Source organism: Methylibium sp., from assembly GCF_965279545.1.
Classification (GTDB): domain Bacteria; phylum Pseudomonadota; class Gammaproteobacteria; order Burkholderiales; family Burkholderiaceae_C; genus Methylibium.
In genome coordinates, this window is the sequence record NZ_OZ257250.1 from 1,368,828 (window position 1) to 1,387,725 (window position 18,898).

18 protein-coding genes are annotated in these 18,898 nt (G+C 66.6%); 13 read left to right on the top strand and 5 right to left on the bottom strand.

Features of this window, described 5'->3' with window-relative positions:
• Nucleotides 1–93 precede the first annotated feature (93 nt).
• The 9 genes from ACQY9S_RS06365 to ACQY9S_RS06405 all read left to right on the top strand — a co-directional run bounded on the left by ACQY9S_RS06365 (nt 94) and on the right by ACQY9S_RS06405 (nt 11,071).
• Nucleotides 94–1,227 carry a polyamine ABC transporter substrate-binding protein gene (locus ACQY9S_RS06365; protein WP_428424009.1) on the top strand — a complete coding sequence of 378 codons (1,134 nt, stop codon included), beginning with the start codon at nt 94–96 and terminating at the stop codon, nt 1,225–1,227.
• Nucleotides 1,228–1,256: 29 nt separating this feature from the next.
• Nucleotides 1,257–2,372 carry an ABC transporter ATP-binding protein gene (locus ACQY9S_RS06370; protein WP_428424011.1) on the top strand — a complete coding sequence of 372 codons (1,116 nt, stop codon included), beginning with the start codon at nt 1,257–1,259 and terminating at the stop codon, nt 2,370–2,372.
• Nucleotides 2,369–3,337 carry an ABC transporter permease subunit gene (locus ACQY9S_RS06375; RefSeq protein ID WP_428424013.1) on the top strand — a complete coding sequence of 323 codons (969 nt, stop codon included), beginning with the start codon at nt 2,369–2,371 and terminating at the stop codon, nt 3,335–3,337. Before ACQY9S_RS06370 ends, ACQY9S_RS06375 begins: the two co-directional genes overlap by 4 nt.
• A complete protein-coding gene (locus tag ACQY9S_RS06380) occupies nt 3,334–4,197 on the top strand; it encodes an ABC transporter permease subunit (RefSeq protein ID WP_428424015.1) in 864 nt (287 codons plus the stop codon). The genes ACQY9S_RS06375 and ACQY9S_RS06380 overlap by 4 nt, the downstream gene beginning before the upstream one ends.
• 51 nt (nt 4,198–4,248) lie before the next feature.
• Entirely contained in the window at nt 4,249–5,658 is a 1,410-nt protein-coding gene (locus ACQY9S_RS06385) for a DUF3138 family protein (protein WP_428424017.1), read from the top strand.
• A gap of 78 nt (nt 5,659–5,736) precedes the next feature.
• Nucleotides 5,737–7,236, top strand: a complete 1,500-nt coding sequence (locus ACQY9S_RS06390; protein WP_428424019.1) for an aldehyde dehydrogenase — start codon at nt 5,737–5,739, stop codon at nt 7,234–7,236.
• Nucleotides 7,237–7,274: 38 nt separating this feature from the next.
• Nucleotides 7,275–8,555, top strand: a complete 1,281-nt coding sequence (gabT, locus tag ACQY9S_RS06395) for a 4-aminobutyrate--2-oxoglutarate transaminase (RefSeq protein WP_428424021.1) — start codon at nt 7,275–7,277, stop codon at nt 8,553–8,555.
• 52 nt (nt 8,556–8,607) lie between these two features.
• Entirely contained in the window at nt 8,608–9,969 is a 1,362-nt protein-coding gene (gene glnT / locus ACQY9S_RS06400) for a type III glutamate--ammonia ligase (protein WP_428424023.1), read from the top strand.
• Between the two features lie 202 nt (nt 9,970–10,171).
• Complete coding sequence (locus tag ACQY9S_RS06405; protein WP_428424025.1) at nt 10,172–11,071, top strand: HDOD domain-containing protein; 900 nt, start codon at nt 10,172–10,174, stop codon at nt 11,069–11,071.
• 46 nt (nt 11,072–11,117) lie between these two features.
• Here the strand turns inward: ACQY9S_RS06405 and ACQY9S_RS06410 are convergent, their stop codons facing one another.
• Nucleotides 11,118–12,200 (bottom strand): type II asparaginase, encoded by a 1,083-nt coding sequence (locus tag ACQY9S_RS06410; RefSeq protein ID WP_428424027.1) that lies wholly within the window; start codon nt 12,198–12,200, stop codon nt 11,118–11,120.
• A gap of 195 nt (nt 12,201–12,395) precedes the next feature.
• Between ACQY9S_RS06410 and galE the strand changes: the two genes are divergently transcribed.
• Both galE and ACQY9S_RS06420 read left to right on the top strand, forming a co-directional pair.
• Nucleotides 12,396–13,403, top strand: a complete 1,008-nt coding sequence (gene galE / locus ACQY9S_RS06415) for a UDP-glucose 4-epimerase GalE (RefSeq protein ID WP_428424029.1) — start codon at nt 12,396–12,398, stop codon at nt 13,401–13,403.
• A gap of 26 nt (nt 13,404–13,429) precedes the next feature.
• Nucleotides 13,430–14,359, top strand: a complete 930-nt coding sequence (locus ACQY9S_RS06420; protein ID WP_428425610.1) for a DMT family transporter — start codon at nt 13,430–13,432, stop codon at nt 14,357–14,359.
• 173 nt (nt 14,360–14,532) lie between these two features.
• Here the strand turns inward: ACQY9S_RS06420 and dusA are convergent, their stop codons facing one another.
• Nucleotides 14,533–15,537 (bottom strand): tRNA dihydrouridine(20/20a) synthase DusA, encoded by a 1,005-nt coding sequence (gene dusA / locus ACQY9S_RS06425; protein ID WP_428424031.1) that lies wholly within the window; start codon nt 15,535–15,537, stop codon nt 14,533–14,535.
• A gap of 320 nt (nt 15,538–15,857) precedes the next feature.
• Nucleotides 15,858–16,238: a transposase gene (locus ACQY9S_RS06430; RefSeq protein ID WP_428425612.1), complete on the bottom strand. Its 381-nt coding sequence runs from the start codon at nt 16,236–16,238 to the stop codon at nt 15,858–15,860.
• 542 nt (nt 16,239–16,780) lie between these two features.
• Here ACQY9S_RS06430 and ACQY9S_RS06435 point away from each other — a divergent pair.
• Entirely contained in the window at nt 16,781–17,203 is a 423-nt protein-coding gene (locus ACQY9S_RS06435; RefSeq protein WP_428424033.1) for a hypothetical protein, read from the top strand.
• A gap of 10 nt (nt 17,204–17,213) precedes the next feature.
• Nucleotides 17,214–18,188, top strand: a complete 975-nt coding sequence (locus ACQY9S_RS06440) for a hypothetical protein (RefSeq protein ID WP_428424035.1) — start codon at nt 17,214–17,216, stop codon at nt 18,186–18,188.
• Here ACQY9S_RS06440 and ACQY9S_RS06445 read toward each other — a convergent pair.
• Together ACQY9S_RS06445 and ACQY9S_RS06450 are read right to left on the bottom strand one after the other, a co-directional pair.
• Nucleotides 18,185–18,595 carry an alpha/beta fold hydrolase gene (locus ACQY9S_RS06445; protein WP_428424037.1) on the bottom strand — a complete coding sequence of 137 codons (411 nt, stop codon included), beginning with the start codon at nt 18,593–18,595 and terminating at the stop codon, nt 18,185–18,187. The two genes, ACQY9S_RS06440 and ACQY9S_RS06445, sit on opposite strands and share 4 nt — an antisense overlap.
• Nucleotides 18,596–18,629: 34 nt before the next feature.
• A complete protein-coding gene (locus tag ACQY9S_RS06450) occupies nt 18,630–18,869 on the bottom strand; it encodes a hypothetical protein (protein ID WP_428424039.1) in 240 nt (79 codons plus the stop codon).
• Between the last annotated feature and the right edge of the window lie 29 nt (nt 18,870–18,898).

Sequence of the window (18,898 nt, forward strand, 5' to 3'; positions counted from 1 at the left end):
CCGAATTGCCTGGGGGTCGTCGTCTCGGGGAAGCTGTGCGTTAGGGCGTTGCGTTCTTACCTTTTGTCTTGGTCTCAACCCGGAGGATTCCATATGAAGCTGTTGTCGTCGCGCCGTGCGGTCGGTGCCTTGGGCGTTCTCGCCAGCGTTGCTTTCGCCTGCAGCCTTCTGGCGGGCCCCGCCCACGCACAAGCGGAGGAGAAGGTCCTCAACGTCTACAACTGGTCCGACTACATCGCCGAAGACACGATCGCCAACTTCGAGAAGGAAACCGGCATCAAGGTCCGCTACGACAACTTCGACAACAACGAGATCGTCCATGCCAAGCTGGTGGCCGGCAAGACCGGCTACGACGTGGTCGTGCCGTCGTCCTACTGGGCCAAGTTGCAGGCCGACGGCGGCCTGCTGCAAAAGCTCGACAAGTCGCAGCTGCCCAACTTCAAGAACCTCGATCCGGCGCTGCTCGAGCAACTCGGCAAGCTCGATCCGGGCAACCAGTACCAGGTGAACTGGCTGTGGGGCTATACCACCGTCGGCATCAACGTCGACAAGGTCAAGGCAGCGCTCGGCGGCATGCCGATGCCCGAAAACGCCTGGGACCTCGTCTTCAAGCCGGAGTACATCTCCAAGCTCAAGAGCTGCGGCGTGAGCATGCTCGACTCCGCGACCGAGGTCATCCCCGCCGCCCTGCACTACCTGGGCAAGCCGGCCTACAGCAAGAACCAGGCTGACTTTGCCGGCGTCGCCCCGCTGCTCAAGAGCGTGCGCCCCTATGTCACGCTGTTCAGCTCGTCCGGCTACATCAACGACATGGCGAACGGCTCGATCTGCCTGGCGCTCGGGTGGTCGGGCGACATCAACATCGCCAAGCAGCGTGCGATCGACGGCAAGACCGGCCAGAAGATCGAAGCCCTGATCCCCAAGACCGGCGGCATCCTGTTCTTCGACGTGATGGTGATTCCGTCGGACGCCCCGCACCCGGGCAACGCGCACAAGTTCATCAACTACATCCTGCGTCCCGAGGTGGATGCCAGCCTGACCAACAAGGTCTTCTACGCCAACCCCAACAAGGAATCGAAGAAGTTCGTCAAACCCGAGATCGCGAACAACCCGACGGTCTTCCTCAACGAGGCCGACCTGAAGAAGATGGCGGCGCCCGACGGCATCGGCAGCGACATCCGGCGAACGATGACGAGGCTCTACACGTCCTTCAAGACCGGTCTGTGATCGCTCGCGCACTCGGGAGGAAGAGCACGATGGCGAACGACAACGGCGGCGCGACGGCCGCCAGCGCCTACCTGCAGATCCAGGACGTGGTGAAGGACTTCGGTGGCGGCGCGGTCGCCGTCAACCACGTCAGCATCGACATCGAGCAGGGCGAGATCTTCGCGCTGCTCGGTTCGTCGGGCTGTGGCAAGACCACGCTGTTGCGGATGCTGGCGGGGTTCGAGACGCCGACCTCCGGGCGCATCGTGCTCAACGGCCAGGATCTCGCGGACATGCCGCCCTACGAGCGGCCCATCAACATGATGTTCCAGTCGTATGCGCTGTTCCCGCACCTCACGGTGTGGGACAACATCGCCTTCGGTCTGAGGCGCGACGGCATGGCGAAGGACGAGATCGTGCAGCGGGTCGAGGCGATGCTCAAGCTGGTGCAACTCGGCAAGTACGCCAGGCGCAAGCCGCACCAGCTCTCGGGCGGCCAGCAGCAGCGCGTGGCGCTGGCGCGCAGCCTGGCCAAGCGGCCCAAGCTGCTGCTGCTCGACGAGCCGCTCGGCGCGCTCGACAAAAAGCTGCGCGAGGAGACGCAGATCGAGCTGGTCAACATCATCGAGGAGGTCGGCGTGACCTGCGTGATGGTCACGCACGATCAGGAAGAGGCGATGACGATGGCCTCGCGCATCGCGGTGATGAGCGAGGGCAAGGTACTGCAGGTCGGCGCGCCGAGCGACATCTACGAGACGCCGGCGACGCGCTTCGTCGCCGACTTCATCGGCAACGTGAACCTGATGGACGGCACGCTCGTCGAGGATCACCCCGACCACGTGGTGATCTCGTGCAAGGATTGCAGCCATCTGGTGGGTCACGGCATCACGGGCACCGAGGGCATGACGGTCAGCGTCGCGGTGCGGCCCGAGAAGATCGGCCTCGGCCGCGACGAGCCGGCCGGGCCGCACAACCGCGTGCGCGGTACCGTGAAGGACCTGTCCTACTTCGGTGCCTTCACCGTCTACCACCTGCAGCTCGACAGCGGCGCGGTGCTGAAGGTGAGCCAGAGCAACGTGCAGCGGCACCGCGACGAGCAGCTGAGCTGGGGCGACGCCGCCTGGGCCTCGTGGACGCCGTCGTCGCAAGTGGTGCTGACGCTATGAGCGCCCGCCGCGACCTGCTGGCGCGTGCACGGACGGGGCCGCTCGTGGCCCGTCTCGCCGGACTGGCGACCGGCCGGCGCACAGTCATCGGCATCCCCTATGTCTGGCTGCTGGTGTTCTTCCTGTTCCCGTTCCTGATCGTCATGAAGATCAGCGTCTCCGAGATGGAGAACGTTCACTTCAAGGACTTGCTGACGTTCAACGACGGGGTGATGAACCTCGCGCTGAAGTTCAGCAACTACGTCTTCATCACGCAGGACGAACTCTACTTCGCGACCTACCTGTCCAGCCTGAAGTACGCCGCGATCACCACGGTGCTGTGCCTGATGATCGGCTACCCCTTCGCCTATTTCATGGCGCGCGCCAAGGCGACGCGACAACCGGCGTTGCTGATGCTGGTGATGCTGCCGTTCTGGACCTCGTTCCTGCTGCGCGTGTACGCCTGGAAGGCCTTGCTCGGCGAGAGCGGCTGGGTCGCCGAGGCGCTGATCGCCTTGAAGCTCGACCACCTGCTGCTGGCCGGCGGCGTGATTCCCGCGCTCGGCAAGTTTATGAACACGCCGTTCTCGCTGGTGATCGGCATGGTCTACACCTACCTGCCGTTCATGATCCTGCCGCTCTACGCCAACCTGTCGAAGATGGACCTGCGCCTGCTGGAGGCGGCCACCGACCTGGGCGCCACGCCGGCCACCGCGTTCTGGAAGATCACCGTGCCGCTGTCGAAGGCCGGCATCATCGCCGGCTCGATGCTGGTGTTCATCCCCTGCGTCGGCGAGTTCGTGATCCCCGAACTGCTCGGCGGGCCGCAGACGCTGATGATCGGCCGCGTGCTGTGGGACGAGTTCTTCAGCAACAACGACTGGCCGATGGCCTCGACCGTCGCGGTCGCGATGATCCTGTTGATCATCGTGCCGCTGGCGATCTTCAACCGCTACCAGGCGCAGGCCCAGGAGGCCCGGCGATGAGCGGCCACCACACCTTCTTCGGCCCCGGCTTCACGCGGCTGTTCGCGCGCGGCTGGCTCGGCGCGGGCTATTTCTTCCTGTACCTTCCGATCGTCGCGCTGGTCATCTATTCCTTCAACGATTCGCCGCTGCCCAGCGTCTGGGCCGGCTTCACGCTGAAGTGGTACGCCAAGCTCGCCACCGACCGCGAGATGATCGTCGGCCTGTGGTTGAGTCTGAAGATCGCGTTCTTCACCGCCTGCGGCTCGGTGGTGCTGGGCACGCTGGCGGCCTTCGCGCTCGTCAAGTACACGCGCTTTCGGGGTCGCATGCTGTTCGGCGGCATGGTCAGCGCACCGCTCGTGATGCCCGAGGTGATCGTCGGCCTGTCGCTGCTGCTGATGCTGGTGTCGGTGCAGCGCGCGCTCGGCTTTCCGGAGCGCGGCATGCTGACCATCTGGCTGGGGCACCTGCTGCTCGGCATGGCGTATGCCACCGTCGTCGTGCAGGCGCGGCTGCAGGAGCTCAATCCGCAGCTCGAGGAAGCCGCGATGGATCTCGGCGCGCGGCCGGCCCAGGTGTTTGCCCTCGTGACGCTGCCGATGATCGCCCAGTCGCTGGTGTCGGCCTGGCTGCTCACCTTCACGATCTCGCTCGACGACGTGGTGCTGTCGGCCTTTCTGTCGGGCCCGGGCGCGACCACGATGCCGCTGGTGATCTTTTCGCGCGCACGGCTGGGCGTGAACCCGAGCGTCAACGCGATGGCGGCCGTGATCATCGCCGTCGTCTCGATCGGTGTCCTCACGGCCAGCTACCTGATCGCCCGCGCCGAGCGCGAGCGCAGCCGGGCCATGGCGCAGGCGCAGCGTGCCGGCGGCTGAATCCCTGCTCGTCCACCGAAACCGAACCACCGTCAAGAGGAGTCCCGCTCGATGAAGAACTGGCACACCACTGCGCTCGCCCTGGCCCTGGCCGCTGCGTTTCCCGCCGCACGGGCGCAGAGCAATGCCGACCTGCTCAAGGAATTCCAGGCCCTGAAGGATCGGGTGACCGAGCTCGAGAGCAAGCTCAAGGCCGCCGAGGCCAAGCAGGCAGCCCCTGCTGCGGCGCAATGGGGCATGACGCCGGAGCAGGCGCAGGAGTTCAACCGCGTCGCGGTCAAGACCGAGGCGCTCGAAGACAACATCGAGGCCGCCGGCTTGAAAGGCCTGAAGATCAGCGGCTACGTCGACCCGACCTACATCTACAACCAGCGCCAGAACCGCGCCGGCTTCCAGTTCCTGAACAAGGTGGAAGACGACGGCTACAACTACGACAACTCCTACTTCGGCGCCGTGTCGATCGATTTCCTGAAGGAAACCGACAGTGGCACGCGCTGGCACCTGACGCTGACGCCGAACCGCGGCGTCGGTGCCGTGTTCGACGGCAACTCGATCGTTCAGGAGGCCTCGGTTTCGGTGCCGCTGACCGACCTGCAGACGCGGCTCATCGCCGGCCAGGTGCCCGACTGGTCGGGCTACGAATACCAGCAGCCCACACTCAACAAGCTGATCACCCACAACCTGCTGTACGACTTCACGCTGCCGACCGCCTACACCGGCGCCGGCGTCGAGATCACGCGCGGCAAGTGGATCGTCAAGGCCATGCTGGCCCAGGTCAACGCGACCAAGAATCCGCAGGGCGAGAAAGGCTCGGCGCTGGTCTATCGCGCGGACTACTCCAAGGGCGAGTACCAGGGCTTCGGCTTCGCCGGCGTGCACGGCAAGCTGGCAAACTTCCGCAGCGACGACGTGAATCCGATCACGACCGATCCCTACGACACCGGCAACACCGCGGTCAACCTGTTCGAGGTCGACGGCTACTTCATCCGCGGCGACTGGACCCTTCAGGGCCAGCTCAGCTACGGGCAGCAGACGCGCGCGGCGGTCACGGCCGACCCGACCACCGGCGAGTTGCGCGATGCGCGCTGGTACGGCGTGTCGGCACTCGCCGCCTACAAGCTCACGCCACGCCTCGAAGGCATCGTGCGCGGCGACTACATCAAGAACGACAAGAACGGCGGCGGCCTGCTCGGCTTCGCCTTCAGCGACGACCGCAACGGCATCGGCCCGGGCTTCGCCTTCGACGGTGGCAGCGGCACCTGGGTGCAACCCGACGGCGAGAAGGGCGTCAACCGCGCGGCCATCTCGTTCGGCATGGGCTACGCGCTCAACGGGAACACCGTCCTGAAGGCCGAATACCGCATCGACCACGCGAACGCGCCGGTCTTCCTCGACGTCCGCACTGGCGAGTACCGCAAGACCAACCAGTTGCTCGGTGCAGCGGTGGTGGTGAGCTTCTGAACGGGGCCAAGGCGGTGCGGCGACACTTGCCCACCGCTGCGCGAGTTCTGCCAACCGCTCGCACCTGAAGGAGGCTCCATGAGCATTGCCACCACCGACTGGCACGCACGGGCCGCCACGTTGAAGATCGACGGGCGCGCATTCGTCGACGGCGAACGCCGGCCGGCGCTGGCCGGCGAGGCGTTCGACTGTGTCTCCCCGATCGACGGCCGGGTGCTCGGTCGCGTCGTCCGTGGCCAAGCCGCCGACATCGATGCCGCCGTCGCGGCCGCCCGCACCGCCTTCGACGACGGCCGCTGGGCGAAGAAACCGCCCGCGGTGCGCAAGCGTATCCTGCAGGCCTTCGCCGAGAAGATCCTCGCCGCCAAGGAAGAGCTGGCGCTGCTCGAAACCCTGGACATGGGCAAGCCCATCCAGCATTCGCTCAGCGTCGACGTGCCCTCCACCGCGCGCTGCATCGCCTGGTACGCGGAAGCCATCGACAAGGTCTACGACGAGATCGCACCGACCGGGCCGGGGGCGCTGGCGCTGATCCGGCGCGAGGCGATGGGCGTGATCGGCGCGATCGTGCCCTGGAACTACCCGATGATCATGGCCGCCTGGAAGCTCGGGCCTGCACTCGCGGCCGGCAACTCGGTGGTGCTCAAGCCCAGCGAGAAGAGCCCGCTGACCGCGCTGCGGCTGGCGGAGCTGGCGCTGGCCGCCGGCCTGCCGCCCGGCGTGTTCAACGTCGTGCCGGGCTACGGCCACGAAGCCGGCGAGGCGCTGGCGCTGCACCCGCAGGTCGACGCGATCGGCTTCACCGGCTCCACCCGCGTGGGCCGCAAGATGCTCGAATACGCCGGGCGCAGCAACCTCAAGCGCGTCTACAACGAACTCGGCGGCAAGAGCGCCTTCCTCGTGTTCCCCGACTTCGACGACCTCGACCGCTGCGCCGCCACCGTGGCTGGCAGCATGTTCTTCAACCAGGGCGAGAGCTGCAACGCGCCCTCGCGGCTGCTGGTGCACGAGAGCATCGCCGACGACTTCGCGAAGCGCGTCGCCGCCGAGGCGCCGCAATACCGCCCCGCCGATCCGCTGGACGCCAAGACCGTGATGGGCGCGCTGGTCGACGACGGCCAGCTGCGCACGGTCATGGGCTACATCGACGCCGGCCGCACCGAAGGGGCCACGGTGCTGGCCGGCGGCACGCAGGCGCGCACCGACAGCGGCGGCTACTACGTCGAGCCCACGGTCTTCGACGGTGTGCGCAACGACATGAAGATCGCCCGCGAGGAGATCTTCGGCCCGGTGCTGTCCATCATCCGGTTCAAGGACGAGGCCGAGGCGATCCGCCTCGCCAACGACTCGCCCTACGGCCTGCAGGCCAGCGTGTGGAGCTCGCACATCGACCGTGCGCACCGTGTCGCCGCGGCGCTGCGCGCCGGCACCGTGCACGTGAACCAGTACGACGAGGACGACATCACCGTGCCGTTCGGTGGCTTCAAGCAGAGCGGCAACGGCCGCGACAAGTCGCTGCACGCCTTCGACAAGTACACCGAACTGAAGACGACCTGGCTGCGCATCGAAGCGGCCTGAACGCGTCCGGCGGCACCGCCGGAAAGGAAGAGACGAGCATGAAGATCTCGCTCAACGAACAACTGATGGCCCGCAAGGCCGCGGCCACGCCGCGCGGCGTGGGCGTGATGGCCGGCTTCTTCGCGGACCGCGCCGAGAACGCCCTGCTGTGGGACGTGCAGGGCCAGCGCTACATCGACTTCGCCGGCGGCATCGCGGTGCTCAACACCGGCCACCGCCACCCGAAGGTCGTGGCCGCCGTCGAGGCGCAACTGCAGCGCTTCACCCACAGCTGCTACCAGGTCGTGCCCTACGAGAGCTACATCGCGCTGGCGGAGAAGCTCAACGCGATGACACCGGGCAAGCACGCGAAGAAGACGGCCTTCTTCTCGACCGGCGCCGAGGCGATCGAGAACGCCGTCAAGATCGCGCGCGCCCACACGCAGCGCGGCGGTGTCATCGCTTTCGGCGGCGCCTTCCATGGCCGCTCGCTGTTCGCCGTCGCGCTGACCGGCAAGGTGCAGCCCTACAAGGCGGGCTTCGGGCCCTTCCCGCCCGAGATCTACCACGTGCCCTTCCCTGCCCACGGCGTTGCGCTCGACGACGTGAAGAAGGCCGTCGACCAAATCTTCAAGGCCGACATCGAACCGGGCCGTGTCGCTGCCATCGTGTTCGAGCCGGTGCAGGGCGAAGGCGGCTTCAACGTGATCCAGGCCGAGGCCGTGAAGTGGCTGCGCAAGCTGTGCGACGAGCACGGCATCGTGCTGATCGCCGACGAGGTGCAGACCGGCTTCGGCCGCACCGGCAAGATGTTCGCGATGCAGCACTTCGACGTGCTGCCCGACCTGCTGGTCAGCGCCAAGAGCCTGGCCGCCGGCCTGCCGCTGTCGGCCGTGACCGGCAGGGCCGCGATCATGGACGCGCCGGCTCCGGGCGGCCTGGGCGGCACCTACGCGGGCAACCCGCTGGCCATCGCGGCGGCCCTTGCGGTGATCGAGGTGATGCTCGAGGAGCGGCTGCCCGAGCGCGGACAGCACCTCGGCGATGAGCTGAAGACCCTGCTCAACGGCCTGCGCGGCAAGGTGCCGCAGATCGCCGACGTGCGCGGGCTCGGCGCGATGGTGGCGGTCGAGTTCCGGCACCCCAAGACGCAGGCGCCGGATGCCGGCATGAGCAAACGCGTGCAGGCCGAGGCACTGCGCCGCCACCTGATCCTGCTGAGCTGCGGCGTCGACGGCAACGTGCTGCGCTTCCTGTTCCCGCTGACCATCGAACATGCGGTGTTCGGCGAGGCGCTCGGCATCCTGAGCGATGCACTGAAGGCGGCGGCCCGTGGCTGAGGCCCCGGCGTCGCCGGCGTCGCTCCCCCGGATGTCGGACGGGTCGCTCGCCGTGTTCGCTCAAACGGCGGGCGAGTCGCTCGCCGTGTTCGCCCGAACGGCGGGCGAGTCGCTCGCCGCCGAGGGCGTGCACACGCTGCTGGTGCAGTTCACCGATCTGCATGGCGTCGCCAAGGGCAAGCTCGTGCCGCTGCACCAGTTGGAAGCCGTGCTCACCGACGGCGCCGGTTTCGCCGGCCCGTCGATCTGGGGCACCGGGCTGCCGCGCACCGGCCCGCGTGCCGAATACTTTGCCCGCGGCGATGCCGCCACGCTGAAGGCGCTGCCGTGGATGCCGGGCGTCGCGCGCATCGTCGGCGACGGCTTCGTCGACGGCACGGCCTTCGACGCCTGCCCGCGCCAGGTGCTCAAGCGCGCCACCGCCCGCCTCGCCGGGCGGGGCTGGACGCTGCGGACCGGCATCGAGCCCGAGTTCTTCCTGCTCAGGCGCGAAGGCAGCCGCTACGTGCCGGCCGACGACGGCGACCGGCTCGACAAACCGAGCTACGACCTCAAGAGCCTGCCACGCCAACAGGGCTTCCTGCAGGCGCTGCGCGGCGCGCTCGAGAGCAGTGGTCTCGAAGTGCTGCAGATCGACCACGAGGACGCCCACGGCCAGTACGAGCTGAACTTCCGGCACGACGAGGCGCTGCGCAGCGCCGACCACGTGATGCTGTTCAAGATGGCGGCGCACGCGCTCGCCGAGCAGCAGGGCTGCGTGTTCTCGATGATGCCCAAGCCCTTTGCCAACCAGCCGGGCAGCGGCCTGCATTTCCACGTGTCGCTGTGGGAGGGCGCGCGCTGCCTGTTCGATGGCGCGGGCGCGGGCGAGCCCCTGTCCCGGCTCGCGCGCCACTTCGTCGCCGGCGTGCTGGCGCACGGTGCCGCGCTGTGCGCGCTGGCGGCGCCCACGGTCAACAGCTACAAGCGCCTCGTGGTCGGCGAGTCGCTGTCCGGCACCACGTGGGCGCCCGCCTGTGTGGCGCAGGGCCCGAACAACCGCACGGCGCTGGTGCGCACGCTCGGCGGTCGCTTCGAGTGGCGCGTGCCCGACGCCTCGGCCAACCCCTATCTGGCGACCGCGGCGTTGATCGCGGCGGGGCTGGACGGCATCGACCGGGAACTGGACCCCGGCCCGGCCTGTACCGACGATCTGTTCGCACTGAGCCCGGCCGAGATCCGTGCGCGCGGCATCGCGCTGCTGCCGCAGAGCCTGGGCGAGGCGGTCGACGCCTTCGAAGCCAGCGAGCTGCTGCGCGGCGCACTCGGCGACACGCTGCACCGCGAGTTCGTGCGGCTCAAGCGCGCCGAGTGGATCGAGTACGCACGCCACGTCAGCGACTGGGAGCACGCGCGCTACGGCGCGATGTTCTGATACCTGGTGCGCGTTCGTCCGCTACAGGCGGGTGGTGCGCTCCGGGCTCAAGCCAGCCCGCCCCACGCCGATATCCAGCGAGCACTACCAGTGGAGGAACACGGTGGGATGGTTCCAGCGAGCACTGCGAGGACGTGACGGACTGCCCCAGCCAACCGCCGAAGTGGCGAGGCCGGCGGCTGCGCGTCCGCAGATCGCTGCAATGCCATCGCCGTCGGTCGCCTTCGGTGTGACGCCGCTGCCACTGCTGCCCTGGCTGCTGGGGCAAGGCCTGAACGCCGGCCGTCCGGTGCCCGCCGAGATCGAGCAGCGCGCGCTGCGGGTCATCGACGAACTGCTGGTGCGGCCCGGCGCCCCGACCGACCTGATGCCGCGAGCCCGGGCCGTGATCCCGCAGCTGATGGCGATGCTGCGCCGTGACGACCTGGCGCTGGGCGCACTGGCTCAGCAGGTCGGCCGTGACCTCGTGCTCACCGCCGAAGTGCTGCGCATGGCGCGCAACGCCGCCTACGGTGGACGCGACGAACGCCTGGACCTGCCGCAGGCCCTGGGCCGGCTCGGTGTCGTCGGCCTGAACACCGCGATCGCGCACGTGGTGCTCCGTCCGCTGTTCGAGACCTCGGGCGACGGCCTGTTCGCACGCACCGGCACCCGGCTGTGGGAGCACTCCGAATCCAAGGCGCAGCATTGCAGTGCGCTGGCGTGCGCCGATGGCATCAGCGCCTTCGAGGGCTATCTGGCCGGTCTGATGCACAACAGCGGCTGGACCGTGGCACTGCGGGAACTCGACCGCAGCGGCCTGTTCCTGCCAGCGGCCGAGAGCGCACCGCCACCGCACCAGCACGTCTCTTTGCCTGTCCCGGCCCTCAGCGAGGCCTTTTCCACCGCCCTGCAGCTGCGCTGCGACGCCTTGTTCGGCAAGGTGGCCGCCACCTGGCGCATCACGCCCACGCTGACCGCGGTGGCCGAATCCGCGGCGTCGCCCGGCGGCCTGGCGGCCAGCGCGCTGCCGCTGGCCGGCCTGCTGCGGCGGGCCGACGTGCTGGCGAGCAGCGAGGTCGCCGGCATCCAGTGCCCAGAGCCGGCCGCCGCTGCCGTCTGAACGGCACGGGCGGCAACCGCCGCTGTGCCCGATCGGGGAGCTCGTCTCAGTATTCCCAGAAGATCCGCTGCAGATCCTGTGAGGTCGCACCGCGCGTCAGCGCCACGGCCGCCAGGATCTTGGCCTTCTGCGGATTCAGGTCGTGCGCGACGACCCAGTCGTATTTGTCGTCGGGCTGTTCGGCGTTGCGGATCACGAAGCCGTCGGCGATGCGCGAGGAGCGGATCACCTGCACGCCCTGGCTGCGCACGCTCCTGAGCTTCTCGACCGCGTAGTTGGGCACCGAGCCATTGCCGGTGCCGGCGTTGATCACGGCCTTCGCACCTGCGCGCAGCGCGGCGTCGTAGAGCTCGGTGGTCATGTTGCCGTAGCCGTAGACGATGTGCACCTCGGGCAGCGTCTCGATGCCGTCGATGTCGAACTCGCTGTTCACGGTGTGGCGCTTCGCAGGCAGGCGAAACCAGTAGGTCTTGCCTTCGACGGCCATGCCGAGAGGGCCCCACTGGCTGGAGAAGGCGTTGGTCTTGATGTTGATGCGCTTGGCCACGTCGCGCCCCGAGTGGATCTCGTCGTTCATGACCACCAGCACGCCCTTGCCGCGCGATGCCGGATCGGCGGCCACGACCACCGCGTTGTAGAGGTTGAGCATGCCGTCGGCCGACATCGCCGTGCCGGGCCGCATCGAGCCCACCACCACCACCGGCTTGTCGCTGCGGATCACCAGGTTGAGGAAGAAGGCGGTCTCCTCCAGCGTGTCGGTGCCGTGGGTGATGACAATGCCGCTGACCGCCGGGTCGCGCACGAGCTGCGAGACCCGCTTGCCGAGCTGCACCAGCTTCTCGTTGGTGAAGCTCTCGGAGGCGATCTGGAACACCTGCTCGCCGCGCACCTGGGCCACATCGGCCAGCTCCGGCACACCGGCGATCAGCTTGTCGACCGGCACCTTGGCCGCCTGGTAGGAGGCGCTGTTGGTGGCCGCGGCACCGGCCCCGGCGATCGTGCCGCCGGTGGCGAGCACCACCACCTGCGGCTTCGTGGCAGTCTGCGCCATCGCGGGCCCGGCGATGCCGATCATCACCAGCAACGCCAGCCCGCGCAAGGTAGCGCCAAGGTCGAAGAAGTGTTTCATGGGGACTCCCGAAGTGGAGGAAAGCCGTGCGAAGCTTGCGCGGCACCCGGTGGTTTAGCAAGCGGTGTGCCCTCGCCCGACTCTTGCTACATCTGCGCAACATCTTCACTCAGCGGCAGCCCGGCACAATGATCGCAGCGGCCGGCGCGCCGGCCTCCGCGCCCACGCGCAGAGCACCACGACAGGGAGCAGCAATTGATACTCGTGACCGGCGGTACCGGTTTCATCGGTTCGCACACCAGCGTGGCCCTGGCGAACGCCGGTCATGATTTCCTCATCCTCGACAACCTCGGCAACAGCCAGCGCGAGGTGCTGGACCGCCTGACGCCGCTGTGCGGCAAACGGCCGCCATTCGTCGAAGGCGACGTGCGCGATGCGGCGCTGCTCGACCGCGTGTTCGCCGCGTACCCCATCGACGCCGTGATCCACTTCGCCGCGCTGAAGGCTGTGGGCGAATCGGTGCAAAAGCCGCTGGCCTACTACGACAACAATGTCGCCGGCACGTTGACGCTGCTCGATGCGATGACGCGCGCCGGCGTGCACCGCTTCGTGTTCTCGTCCTCGGCCACCGTCTACGGCGATCCGGCCGTGGTGCCGATCCCCGAGGACTGCCCGTTCGCGCCGGCCAGTCCCTATGGCTGGAGCAAGGCGATGGTCGAGCAGATGCTGGCCGACCTGGTGCAGGCCGAGCCGCACTGGCGGGTGGCGCGGCTGCGCTACTTCAACCCGGTCGGCGCCCACGAGAGCGGCCTGATCGGCGAGGACCCGTCCGGCATCCCCAACAACCTGATGCCCTACGTGGCCCAGGTTGCCGCCGGCCAGCGGCCCGATCTGCAGGTGTTCGGCGGCGACTACCCGACGCCCGACGGCACCGGCCAGCGCGACTACATCCACGTGATGGACCTGGCCGAAGGCCATGTCGCAGCGCTGGATCATCTGGCCCGGGAAAGCGGCCTGCTGACCTTGAACCTCGGCACCGGCCTGGGCATCTCGGTGCTGGAGGTGGTGGCGGCCTTCGCCGCGGCGAGCGGCCGGCCTATCCCCTACCGCATCGTCGGCCGGCGTCCCGGCGACGTGCCGGCCTACTGGGCCGACCCCTCGCTCGCCGCCCGGGTGCTCGGCTGGCGCACCCGACGCGACCTTGCGCAGATGTGTGCCGACGCCTGGCGCTGGCAGTGCCACCGCGCTGCGCCGGCAGCGTGAGTCCTGATCCGCGCCGCACCGCCGGTGTGGCGGCCGATCCGCGCCCGCCCGGGCACTCTGCGAACGCCCCGTGGTGGGCCTACGCCAGTCTTGCCGGCAGCATGGCGCTGGTGGGCAGCTATGTCGGCCTGTCCAAGCTGCTGGTGCTGGCCTTCCCGGTCTTCCTGCTGGCCTGGCTGCGCTTCGGCATCGCCGCCATCGCGATGGCGCACTGGGTGCGCCGTGCGGCGATGGAGCCGCCACTGAGCCGGCGCGACCGCTGGTTGTTGTTTCTCGAATCCTTCTTCGGCAACTTCCTGTTCTCGGTGTGCATGCTGTACGGCGTGGCGCTGAGCTCGGCGCTGGCAGCGGGCGTGATCATGGCGGCGATCCCCGCCATGGTGGCGCTGCTCTCGTGGATCGGCCTGCGCGAGCGCATCGCCCCGCGCGTGACGGGCGGCATCGCCTGCGCGGTGGCCGGCATCGCGCTGGTGTCGCTCGGCAAGCACAGCGCGGCCGGCGACGGCAGCTCGCTGCTCGGCAATGCGCTGCTGCTCGGTGCCGTGTTCTGCGAAGCGCTGTACGTGGTGATCGGCAAGAAGCTCACTGGCCAGCTGAGCGCGCGCCGCATCAGTGCGCTGGTCAACCTGTGGGGGCTGCTGATCGTGACGCCGTTCGGGTTGTGGCAGGCCCTGCGCTTCGACTTCGCGAGCGTTGCGCCCGGCACCTGGGTGCTGCTGCTGTTCTACGCGCTCGCTGCCAGCATGGTCACGGTCTGGCTGTGGATGACCGGGCTCAAGCATGTGTCGGCCTCGTCGGCCGGCGTCTTCACGGTGCTGCTGCCGATCAGCGCGGCGGCGGTCGGCGTGCTGCTGCTCGGCGAGCATTTCAGCGCTGCACAGCTCGCGGCATTCGCGCTCGCGTTGGCCGGCGTGGTGCTCGCCACCTGGCCGGCGCAGCGCCCCGTGGCGTCCTGACGCCTGATGCGGCATTGCATTCGAACGCAGATTGAAGCTCGGGCCGGGGCTCGTTGCAGTGTTCGGTGTCTTGTCCAGAGGGTCGAACGGCAAAGCTCGGCGCTGGGACGGGTCGCTGTGTTCGAACCTCGGCGACCCCACGCTCACGAACGGGTGCAACGAAGCGGTGCCTCTCAAGCCTCGATCGCCACCTCGACCGGCCTGCGGCGCGCCTGCGCCGACACCCGGGCCGGCGGCTCACCCTTGAGCCGGTGGTCCGACCACACCTGGCGCCAGCGGCGCGCGCCGGGCGTGCCGTTCCACAGGCCCAGCATGTGGCGCGACACGTGCGACCACGGCTCGCCCTGCTGCAGCTGGTGCTCCATGTAGCGCACCATCGCGGCCTCGATGTCGGCACGGTCATGGCCCTGCGGTGCCTCGCCGAAGAAGTGCGCGTCCCAGTCGGCCATCAGCCACGGGTGGTGATAGGCCTCGCGCCCGAGCATCACACCGTCGACCTGCGCCAGGTGTTCGGCGATCTGCTCGTTCGTCGTGACGCCGCCGTTCAACACGATCGTCAGCGCCGGGAAGTCGCGCTTGAGCCGGTACACCCACTCGTGGCGCAACGGCGGCAGCTCGCGGTTCTCCTTCGGGCTCAGGCCCTTGAGCCAGGCATTGCGCGCGTGCACGATGAAGACCTCGCAGCCCGCGGCGGCGACGGTGCCGACGAAGTCGCGCACGAAGTCGTAGCTCTCGGTCCGGTCGATGCCGATGCGGTGCTTCACCGTCACGGGAATGCCCACCGCGTCGCGCATCGCCTTCACGCCATCAGCCACCAGCCGCGGCTCGGCCATCAGGCAGGCGCCGAAGGCACCGCGCTGGACCCGCTCGCTGGGACAGCCGCAGTTCAGATTGATCTCGTCGTAGCCCCAGCGCTCGCCGAGCCTGGCGCAGGCCGCCAGGTCCTCCGGTTCGCTGCCGCCGAGTTGCAGCGCGACCGGATGCTCCTCGACCCCGAAGTCCAGGTGGCGCGGCACGTCACCATGCAGCAAGGCGCCCGTGGTCACCATCTCGGTGTAGAGGCGCGTGTGCCGGGTCATCAGGCGATGGAAGTGGCGGCAGTGCCGGTCGGTCCAGTCCATCATCGGCGCCACCGACAGCCGCCACGGCGACAGCGCCATAAGGGACGAATTCGTCATCCCCGAATTATCCGCGAGCCCGGCTCGCCGCCTGCTCGATGCGGTCGGCGAACAGCGGCCAGTGGGTAGGAAGTCCAAACGCTCATATTTTCGCCTATGGCCCCCGGGCCGCGGCGCTCAGCTGGTTTGATGCTGCCACCCGGAGTCGCGGGAGGGGCCGAATAGGTGTCGATGGCCCGCCGAAATGCGCAGGTCATTGGAGTCGCCCACGGGTCAATCCTGACGATCATGGCGCTTCGACCTGTCCCAGAAAGCTCCGGCGCGGCCGATTCCCGTACCCCCGAGTGCCGGGCCGCTTGAGCAGTGATCGGTCGGCATGGTCAGGCCCCTTGCAGCGCCCACCCACAGGCGGGGGCGCGCGGCGGTGCACGCACCTGCAGATCTAGATGCGTGAGGACCTTCTCGATGATCATCACTAGGTGCGTGGTGCCGTCGTGCCAGGGCATCTTCAGCTTCTTCAGCACGACGTGTCCGGCGGCGTTGCATTGCACGCGTTCGTTGGCCAGTGCCGGGCGGGTGATATAGCGGCACAGTTGTTCCAGCGCTTGGCGGTCGTCGGTGCCGCCAGGTACGGCGGCGTGCAGGCTGAACCCGTTGATGTCGGTGCACAGCGTCTGATTGAACTCCGTCCCATGGGCATCGTGCCCTGCGCAGTCAGCACCTTCTGGCCAGCGCGAGGACCGAAGGCGGATGGCGCCGATGCGTCACAGGCCGCGTGCCGCCTCAGCCAGCACTGTAGTTCCTGTTATTCATAACCTCCCATAAGAAAATCCGTTAAGAAATTATCAAAGTCACAATCGCCGGAAGAAAAATTGCAATCCCTAAATCGATAAATAATCACCCCCAAGAATATGGTATTTCTTGCTGATTCCTGACAAACAAACCTCACAAAGAGGGACTGCCAACCTCGGACGCCAGTACTGTGGTGAACTCCATTCTCGATATCAAAGAAATGCAATCGCAACTCAGATAAAAGGAGTTAATTTTGACAATATCAATGCTTCCTCTCAATTTCAGCGCACTCTTCCCGATAGTTTATCGATCAATTTTCGCCACCAAATTGTCAAATCCTAGGCTGCCAGCAACGCTACTTCTTTTTTTATCCTTAACTTCCCCCGCGGGCGCCGCAGTACATACCTGGATACCCAAAACGAAAATTCAATCAGGTAGTGTAGTTCTTCAGCCTGTGCTGATTACAGGAACGTCTATTCAATGGGGAGGTGGAAGTTGGGATCAAGGATTTATGGAATCTCCCAGCACTATGCCAACAGGTTCGTGGAACAGTCTCGGTGTCGCGATCGAAAATGCCAAATACACCGCGATCAAATTGAGCAATATATGCTCCAACCCTGCGGTCAGTTCCGCTACGAAATCAACCACTTCCAAAAGTGACACTCTAGACAGATGGCTTGCCGCCACAGATGTGTTCAATACAGTCGTGGCGAGAGGGTTATTCGGCATGTACCAAGCCGCTTACGGTGGCATAAGTATTTTGATAGATACCAAACGGTATACTGGCTTCAAAGTGACGTACGCGGACGGCGCTTCAGAGGTCTGGGTGATCAACCCCGGTTACTCGACGTCATCGGTTAAACTATTCGACAATCCTGCACCAAACTCCTTGACCGCACCGAATCCAAAGGCATCATGCATCTCCAACGGTTGAACGGGCTCGTATGGCTGACATGAAGTGGAAACCAGCTTTGCTGGCTGCAATGGTGATCGGGTTTGCGCTGATAGCCGGATATCAGTCTCAAACCGCTGACTCGCCGGTCATCGTACCGAGGCCAGCAGAGGTCATGCACGTACCAGTTCGAGCGTCTAACGTGAGGGGGGCGTCGGGCAAGGAGGCACCCACCGCAAGTCGCTCACCTGTCATCGCGACAGAGAGCGACGCACGAAGGCAGTTGCTCGCCAAATTTCGTTCTCCGGGAAACGGGCGAGCACTCGTCCTAGATTCTTGGCAGCACCCGGAGATCGGTGGGCGCTTTTATGCCAGTGCTCTTGTGGACTTGTGCGCCTCCATCGTAGCTTCGACTGATCTCCTTGCCCAGGGGCAGCCCAATCTAGCAGGGCTTCCTGCTGAAAACCACACCAAGGCAATCGCAGCATTCAATCTTCTGCAGGCCAAATGTGCGCAGTTTACCGAAGACGAGTACAGCGCCTACTCGCGGAGGGCGCTAATGAGCCAGAAAGAAGGGCCGGACGTGCTGATGAGCGAGGTCAATCAGTTTATTGAGGTGAGCCGGAGCGGTACAGTTGCTTCACGATTGGCGCAAACAAAGAAAATCTTGGAGACAGCGGACCCCATAGTCATAAGCGATATCAATCTCAGACTCTCTTTATCGAAGGACGATCACGGGATCTATGCCTACTTTGACGGCGAAAAGTACTACGTCAACGAAGGTCCAGCCATCATTGCCGCCTACTACCTTCTGCCTTGCGGTCTGGGCTTAACGTGCGATGCTGGGGATCCCGACCTAGCGCTTCTATGCATCACGGGGCCGAGTTGCTATGCAGATAGATTCGAGCGCGCTTTGCAAGAAATGGCTGGCGGTGATGTGAAGAAGAACGACGATATTTTGTCTATGTATCACCGAATGCTGTCTGCTATAGAAAGCGGCGACGCTGAGAAGTTCGTAGCCCCCTAGAAAGTTGGGCGGCAGGCAGCCTTCCGAGTCATCACAGCGTACGATCTGCCGCCCATCGAGGCGCCGCACACATGCGCCCGGGCGATGCCCAGCGCGTCCAGCAGCGCCACCGAGTCCAGCGCCATCTCGCGCAGCGTGTAGGCCGAGCGCACCGGCAGGCGCACGCAATGGCGCAGGCCCTGCCACAGCACGTTGGGCGTGCCGAGGTGGTCGAAATGCCGAGACAGGCCGACGTCGCGGTTGTCGAAGCGGATCACGCGAAAGCCGCGCGCCACCAGCTGCTCGACCAAGCCTTCGCGCCAAGCGATCAGCTGCATGCCCAGGCCCATGATCAGCAGCAGGGGCTCCGCGTGCGCCGGCCCGTGGATTTCGACCTCGAGGCTGACGTCACCCGCCTTCACTTGCATGGCATGGCCCCGGTGCGTGAGCGGCCGCCCCGGCTCAGACGTCGAGCGCGTAGACCTGCGCGGCGCGGCGCTCGTTGCGGTTGTGTCCGGCCAGCGCCGCGTCCCAGTCCGTCGCCGCGGCGTCGTGCGTGGGCGTCAGCCCGGCGGTCATGACCGCCACCTCTTCCGACGAACCGTCGAACTCGGCGTGCTGCCGCCGCTCGGCATCGAACAGCCGCGCCAGCATCGCGCCGCCCGACTCGATCAACACCAGGAAACGTGCGGGTTTCTGCATCGGTGGCCTCCTCTGCCTTGCGGGCCCCC